Origin of the sequence: Kribbella sp. NPDC048928, assembly GCF_043197975.1 — a bacterium.
GTDB lineage: Bacteria > Actinomycetota > Actinomycetes > Propionibacteriales > Kribbellaceae > Kribbella.
In genome coordinates, this window is record NZ_JBICUC010000011.1 from 273,921 (window position 1) to 280,258 (window position 6,338).

Here is a 6,338-nt window from a genome sequence, read left to right on the forward strand (position 1 = left end):
GCAGGGCAGAAGGCCCTGCATCGGGTGGACCGGACGGCCCTATGGGTGAACGGCCGGCAGGAGTTCGCTCGAAGGGCAAGGACCCGTCGAGTCGAACGTGCAGGGGCTGTGATGGTGATGATGATGACGGACGCTGATCGGGAGGCGTTGCTGCAGGCGGCGGTGGTTGCCCCGTCGATGCACAACACGCAGCCGTGGCGGTTCCGGTTCGTGGGTTGGACGGTGGAGGTCTACCGCGATCGGGATCGCGAGTTGCCGGCTGAGGACCCGTCGCGGCGGATGTTGTTCGTGTCGCTGGGCGCGGCGATCTTCAACCTGCGGGTCGCAGCCGCAGCCCGGGGGATGGGGTCGCAGGTGCGGTATCTGGTCGATCAGCGACGGCCCGACCTGGTCGCGGTCGTGGAGTTCGACGGACCGGCGGTCGCATCGATGGCCGCGCTCGCGCCGTACCTGACGCAGCGCCGGACGAATCGGGAGCCGTTCAGCGACGAGCAGTTGCCGCCGCAGCTCCGGGTCGAGCTCGACCTGTGCGCGCGGGTCGAAGGCGCCGTACTGCAGTGGATCGACAAGCCGACCCGACGCTGGTGGTTGCGGATAGCAACGAATGAGGCGATGACGGCGGACGACGAGGACGCGGCCCGGACGGCCGAGCGGCGGCACTGGGTCGGCGGCGATCGGGCGGTCGACGGCATCCCGTCGAGCGCGCTGGGCTCCCGGGTTGCCGGTGGCGACCCGGTCGTGCGGGAGATGGCTGCGACCGAGGCCGACGCGGGCAGGCCCGTCGCCGATTTCGAGCGGGATCCGCAGTTCGCGGTACTGGCCACTCGCTACGACGGACCGATCGAGTGGTTGCGGGCCGGGCAGGCGCTGGAGCACGTGTTGCTGGAGGCAACGGCGCGTGGTGTGGCGACCTCACTCCTGAACCAGGCGATCGAGCACGAGGAGCTGCGGGGTGAGATCAACGATCCGCTCGGCCCGTGGCAGCGGCCACAGGTGGTGATCCGGTTCGGGTACGGCGGGCAGGTCCCACCGACACCGCGCCGGCCGGCCGCCGACGTACTGCTGCAGGAGCCGACACCCGGCGCGGGCGACGACGTGTTCGATCACGATGTTCCGTGAGCGCTCCGGACCGTGACGGTCGAGGCGAGCAGGCCGTAGTGGCCGTCGTATCTTGCGTACAGGGCTTGTAAACGACCTGTCTGCTGGTCCGTGAAGACGTCGAACGCCGCGCCGGTGAGGTCGAGGCGCGCCTTCGCGTTCACGAGGCTGCTACGCCGCAGCGCTGCGAGCGCGATCGGTGGTGCGGTGATCTCGAGGCCGATCGGGTTCGGTCGTGCCTGGAGGATCCGGTACCGGCCGGCGCCGGCCCGGATCACGATGCTCTCCTCGTGGCTGTACTTCTCCCGGAAGAGATGGAATCGGTAGTCCATGGCCTCGAGGATCGCGATCGCCTCGGTGACCGGGAGCGTTGCCGGCTGGCCGACCTTGCGCCGGACGACGCGGCGCACCGTGGGCGGATGCAGCTCTGGAGGCGTGGGAGGCGGTAATGCGCCGGCTCGTTGCCTGAGGCACTCGGCGAGCGCGTCGGGGTACAGAGTCAGCTGTCCGATGAGTCGTCCCGCGAGCAGGCCGACGACCTCCGACATGGTTGCGGCGGAGACCTGAGCGCGTACCCGGCGGCCCGCGCTGAGCTGTACGTCGACCTGCGCGAGCAATGGCCGGAGCAGGCCGGGCTCCGGCAGCCGGGTGAGCCGTACCCTGCTGCTCGTTGCCCAGGGCCCCAGGATCGGCGCCAGATGGTCCCGGATCACCGCCACGGCATCGGTTGGCAGAATCCCTGCCGTACTGACCGGAATCGCGGCCGGCACTCGCAGTGGCACGGCAGCGTTGTTCTCTCCACTCATCTTCCCCCCCGGAAGTTCGCCTCTTCAGAGTCGCACATGAACGCCGATTCCGGGGCAGGTCTCCTGGACCCCGCAACAGGGCCGATGGTCCCTGGTCAGAGCTGACTGATCGGAGGAGAGTCAGGATATGAACGCGGTCTTCGACTGGCTGGCGAATCTGCCCACCTGGCTCGTTCTCGCGGCCGTCTGCCTGCTCCCGGCCCTCGAGGCCTCGACCTTCCTGGGCCTGGTCGTGCCCGGTGAGACGGCGGTCATCATCGGCGGCGTGATCGCACATGCCGGCGCGCTGCAACTGTGGGTCGTCATGGTGGCGGCCGCGATCGGTGCAGTGGCGGGTGACCAGGTGGGGTTCGTCGTCGGGCGACGGTACGGTCCAGCCCTCCTCGGACGGCTGCCGGGCAGACTGCGCCACCCGGAGCGGATCGAACGCACCCTCGCACTGATCCGGCGGCGCGGCGCTGTCGCTGTCGTCCTCGGCCGCTGGACCGCGGCCTTCCGGGCACTGGTGCCGGGCATCGCGGGCATGAGCCGCATGCGGCGAACGCACTTCACCGTCGCGAACGTCATCGGCGGCCTGATCTGGGCCGTCCTGGTGGCCGGCGGTGGCTATTTGGCCGGTGCGTCGTACAAGGCCCTCGAGCAACGGCTCGGGCTGGTGAGCGGTCTGCTTCTGGCCGGGTTCGTCGGGACGGTCGTCGCGTTCGTGGTGGTACGTCGTCAGCGGCACCGGCAGCATCGCGGGTGATCGTGCGGTGCGGGAGGTCGGCGGGCTGAGGCGTTCCAAGAATTCCCCAAGATCGGGCTGCAAGCCTGGGCGTTCCGAACCGGTCCGACTGAGGGAAAGTGATGCAGACAGTCAACGGGCTCCCCGCCCACGTGCTCCTCGTGCATGCCATCGTCGTTCTCCTACCGCTCTGCGCGGCCCTGCTGGCGCTGACCGCGCTGTGGCCGGCAGCGAGGCGCCGGCTCGCCGGGCCGAACGCGATCCTGTCGGTGCTGGTGGTCGTACTGGTGCCGATCACGACGAGTGCCGGCGAGTGGTTGGAGAGTCGGCTGACACCCGATCCGCTGATCCGACGACACACCGAGCTCGGCGACACGGCCATCTACGCGGCGATCGCGGTCGCCGTGCTGGCAGTCGTGGTGTGGTGGCGACAGCGCGAGAGCACCGGACGAACACCAGCCAAGCGCACCTTTCTGGCGCCCGCCTCACGCGCCCTCACGGCAACGCTGACGGTTGTCGCCGTCGTGGTCTCGGCCGCGGCCGTGTACGACGTCGTACGCATCGGCGACTCCGGCGCGAAGGCAAGCTGGAACAACTGGGCCGCACACCACTGACGGACCCTCATGGCGGCGGCGCAGGGTGGGGATGGTCAGTGGGCGGTCGAGATGTCGCGCCCGTCCAGCGCAGGTAGGGCGAAGACGGTCAGGACGACCGCGCCGGCGACGAGCCACAAGTAGCTGAGTTGGAGGCCGGCGCCGAGGGGGCCGTTCTGGAAGGCCTGGTGAATGGGGGAGTAGGGCTGCCAGGATTCGAAACGGGGCAGGATCAGCCCGGCGGCGTACACGACGTACGCGGCCGCTGCGGCCGCCGCGGCGAGGCCGATGGCGGTGGTGCGGCGGCCGGTGACGGCGCCGATGGTGAGTGCGAGGACGCCGTACTCGAGACCGAGCAACGCCATCGCAAGGGCACCGCTCGCCGCTGACGCTGCGGAGATCCCCAGACCGAAGATCAGACTGCCGATGCTGGCGGCCGCGAAGAGGACCGTGCCCAGGGCAACGACCGAGACCGCCAGCGCGAGGGCCTTGTCGAGAACGATCCGGGAGCCGGAGACGGGGGTGACCAGCAGCAGTTCCAGAGTGCCGCGTTCTTCCTCACCGGCGAGCGTACGGGCGCCGTGACCGATGCTGTAGACGAGGAAGAGCCCGGGCAGCATCAGCGTGAACAGCTCGGCGTTCAGGAAGCCGTTCCCGGTCGTCATCGCGTCCAGGTCGAAGAACTTTCGCAGCTCCTCGGGGAACGACTGGGACAGCTGCTGGAGGTCCGGCATGTCCCGGACGGACGGCCACAGAGCGCACTCCAGCAGCACGAGGACGGCGATCGCGATCGACCACCCGACCAGCCCGCGGCGGGCGTCGTACAGCGACTTCAGGAAGACGTTGCGGAACATGGATCTCACCTCTGGCCGTCGTAGTAGTCCAGGAACGCCGCCTCGAGATCGGCCTCGTGGCTGAGCACGTTGGTCACGTCGAACGGCGCTACCGCCCTGATCAGCTCGGCGGTCGACCCGGTGACCGTGACACGGGCAGTGTGCCCGTCGACGGTCACCTCCACGACGCCCGGTACGGCGTGCATCCGGGCGGCCGGCGGTGTGTCCGCGAATGTCAGATCGAGACGCCGCCGGGCCCGGTCCTTCAGGGCCTGCACCGACTGGAGCGTGACCAGGCGACCGGCGCGGAGGATCGCGACGGTGTCGGCCACGGCTTCGACTTCGGACAGCACGTGGGAGGACAGGAACACGGTCCGGCCGGCGTCACGGGTCTCGCGGAGCAGCGCCCGGAACTCCCGCTGCATCAGCGGATCGAGGCCGGACGTCGGTTCGTCGAGGAGCAACAGATCCGGCTCGTGCATGAACGCCTGCACGATCCCGACCTTCTGCCGGTTGCCGCGCGACAACGCACCGATGCGTACGCCGAGGTCCAGGTCGAACCGCTTCGCGAGCAGCTTGATGCGCTCTCGGTCGACGCCGCCGTACAGATGCGCGAAGTACTCCAGGTACTGCGCTCCGGTGAGGTCGGGATAGGCCACGAAATCGCCCGGCAGGTAGCCGATGCGCCGTTGCAGTGCGTCGTACTGATCGGCGGCGTCGAACCCGAACACGATCGCGGACCCCGAGGTCGGGCGGACGAGCCCGGCGAGCAGGCGGATCGTGGTGGTCTTGCCGGCCCCGTTCGGCCCGAGGTACCCGACGATCGCGCCGGCCGGGATGTCGAGGTCCAGCTTGTCGAGTGCGGTCCGGTGGCCGAAGCGCTTGGTCAGCCCGCGCGTCTTGATGACGGTGTCCATGGAAGCGCTCCTGACGGTGAACGACGGATGGACGTGGCACCTCCTGGGGCTCGTCCTGCAGCTCCAGTCAAACCGTGGGAAGGCACCGTGTGCAGGGCCGAAGGTCCCGCCGAAGAGTGCGGTTCGGCCGCTGTGGCGGGTGGCCGGGCGGGTCAGTGTCGAGGGTGGGAAGTCTCGTTCAGGGAGGTTCGTGATGAAGGCATTGGTGTACAACGGTCCGGGGCAGCGGAGCTGGCGCGAGGTGCCGGATCCGGTGGTCCAGGATCCCGAGGACGCGATCGTTCGCGTCGACGCGGTGACGATCTGTGGTACTGATCTGCACATCCTGAAGGGCGATGTGCCGACGGTCCAGCCGGGGCGGATCCTCGGCCACGAGGCAGTCGGCACGATCACCGAAGTCGGTACCGGTGTGCGCGGTGTAGCGGCCGGCGATCGGGTGCTGATCTCGTGCATCACGGCGTGCGGCAGGTGCGAGTACTGTCGGCAAGGTCATTACGGTCAGTGCCTCGGTGGCGGTGGCTGGATCCTCGGTCACCTGATCGACGGCACTCAGGCGGAGTTGGTGCGGGTCCCGTTCGCGGACCGGTCGGTGTACAAACTGCCGGACAACGTCACCAACGAGGAGGCCGTCCTGCTGGCCGACATCCTGCCGACGTCGTACGAGGTCGGCGTACTGAACGGCAAGGTGTCGCCCGGTGACACCGTGGTGATCGTCGGCGCCGGCCCGATCGGTTTGGCGGCGCTGGCGACGAGCAAGCTGTTCACGCCGTCGCACGTGGTCGTGGTCGACGCGGCCGACTCGCGGCGCAAGGCCGCGCTGGAGCGGGGAGCTGACCTGGCGCTCGGCCCGGACGAGGACGTCGTGGTGAAGATCCGCGAGCTGACTGGTGGACTCGGCGCAGACGTCGCGATCGAGGCGGTCGGCGTACCGGCCACGTTCGAGCTGTGTACGCAGGTAGTTCGCCCTGGCGGTACGGTCGCGAACGTCGGTGTCCACGGTGCGCCGGCGACGCTGCACCTCGAGGACCTGTGGATCAAGAACGTGACCATCACGACCGGTCTCGTCGACACGTTCTCGACGCCGCGGCTGTTGTCGATGCTCGCGGCCGGCCGGTTGCAGCTGCCGGGCCTGATCACGCACCGTTTCGGGCTGGACGAGATGCAGGACGCGTACGACGTGTTCTCCGACCCGGCCACGACCGGTGCGCTGAAGGTCGCGCTGTTCGGCGACAAGGGAGTCGAGTAGCAGACGGAGAGCCGCGGGGGCCCCCCCACAGTGGGGGGCCCCCGCGCGTGGGGGGGCCCCCGACAGAACCCGGGGAGGGGGCGGGCGGGGGGGGGGGGCGGGGGGGGGGGGGAATCGTCGG

7 protein-coding genes are annotated in these 6,338 nt (G+C 69.3%); 4 read left to right on the top strand and 3 right to left on the bottom strand.

All coding sequences use genetic code 11. The features are described 5' to 3' along the window. Positions 1–123 precede the first annotated feature (123 nt). Positions 124–1,119, top strand: coding sequence for an Acg family FMN-binding oxidoreductase (locus ACGFI6_RS38060; RefSeq protein WP_393127506.1), 996 nt, complete (start codon positions 124–126; stop codon positions 1,117–1,119). Here ACGFI6_RS38060 and ACGFI6_RS38065 read toward each other — a convergent pair. Next, on the bottom strand, positions 1,104–1,904 hold the full coding sequence (locus ACGFI6_RS38065; RefSeq protein WP_393127507.1) for a sigma 54 modulation/S30EA ribosomal C-terminal domain-containing protein: 801 nt from the start codon (positions 1,902–1,904) through the stop codon (positions 1,104–1,106). The two genes, ACGFI6_RS38060 and ACGFI6_RS38065, sit on opposite strands and share 16 nt — an antisense overlap. 127 nt (positions 1,905–2,031) lie before the next feature. Here ACGFI6_RS38065 and ACGFI6_RS38070 point away from each other — a divergent pair, with 127 nt between their 5' ends. Further along, positions 2,032–2,649 (top strand): DedA family protein, encoded by a 618-nt coding sequence (locus ACGFI6_RS38070; protein ID WP_393127508.1) that lies wholly within the window; start codon positions 2,032–2,034, stop codon positions 2,647–2,649. A 101-nt stretch (positions 2,650–2,750) separates the two neighbouring features. Next, a complete protein-coding gene (locus tag ACGFI6_RS38075) occupies positions 2,751–3,242 on the top strand; it encodes a DUF2231 domain-containing protein (protein ID WP_393127509.1) in 492 nt (163 codons plus the stop codon). 35 nt (positions 3,243–3,277) lie between these two features. Here the strand turns inward: ACGFI6_RS38075 and ACGFI6_RS38080 are convergent, their stop codons facing one another. Continuing rightward, a complete protein-coding gene (locus tag ACGFI6_RS38080) occupies positions 3,278–4,075 on the bottom strand; it encodes an ABC transporter permease subunit (protein ID WP_393127510.1) in 798 nt (265 codons plus the stop codon). A 5-nt stretch (positions 4,076–4,080) separates the two neighbouring features. After that, positions 4,081–4,971 carry an ABC transporter ATP-binding protein gene (locus tag ACGFI6_RS38085; RefSeq protein ID WP_393127511.1) on the bottom strand — a complete coding sequence of 297 codons (891 nt, stop codon included), beginning with the start codon at positions 4,969–4,971 and terminating at the stop codon, positions 4,081–4,083. A 193-nt stretch (positions 4,972–5,164) separates the two neighbouring features. On the opposite strand from ACGFI6_RS38085, the gene ACGFI6_RS38090 reads away from it, so the two are divergent. After that, entirely contained in the window at positions 5,165–6,217 is a 1,053-nt protein-coding gene (locus tag ACGFI6_RS38090) for a zinc-dependent alcohol dehydrogenase family protein (RefSeq protein WP_393127512.1), read from the top strand. Positions 6,218–6,338 lie beyond the last annotated feature (121 nt).

Coding starts and splice junctions, on each gene's coding strand:
- ACGFI6_RS38060 (WP_393127506.1), top strand. CDS start 124: ATGACGGACGCTGATCGGGAGGCGTTGCTGCAGGCGGCGGTGGTTGCC.
- ACGFI6_RS38065 (WP_393127507.1), bottom strand. CDS start 1,904: ATGAGTGGAGAGAACAACGCTGCCGTGCCACTGCGAGTGCCGGCCGCG.
- ACGFI6_RS38070 (WP_393127508.1), top strand. CDS start 2,032: ATGAACGCGGTCTTCGACTGGCTGGCGAATCTGCCCACCTGGCTCGTT.
- ACGFI6_RS38075 (WP_393127509.1), top strand. CDS start 2,751: ATGCAGACAGTCAACGGGCTCCCCGCCCACGTGCTCCTCGTGCATGCC.
- ACGFI6_RS38080 (WP_393127510.1), bottom strand. CDS start 4,075: ATGTTCCGCAACGTCTTCCTGAAGTCGCTGTACGACGCCCGCCGCGGG.
- ACGFI6_RS38085 (WP_393127511.1), bottom strand. CDS start 4,971: ATGGACACCGTCATCAAGACGCGCGGGCTGACCAAGCGCTTCGGCCAC.
- ACGFI6_RS38090 (WP_393127512.1), top strand. CDS start 5,165: ATGAAGGCATTGGTGTACAACGGTCCGGGGCAGCGGAGCTGGCGCGAG.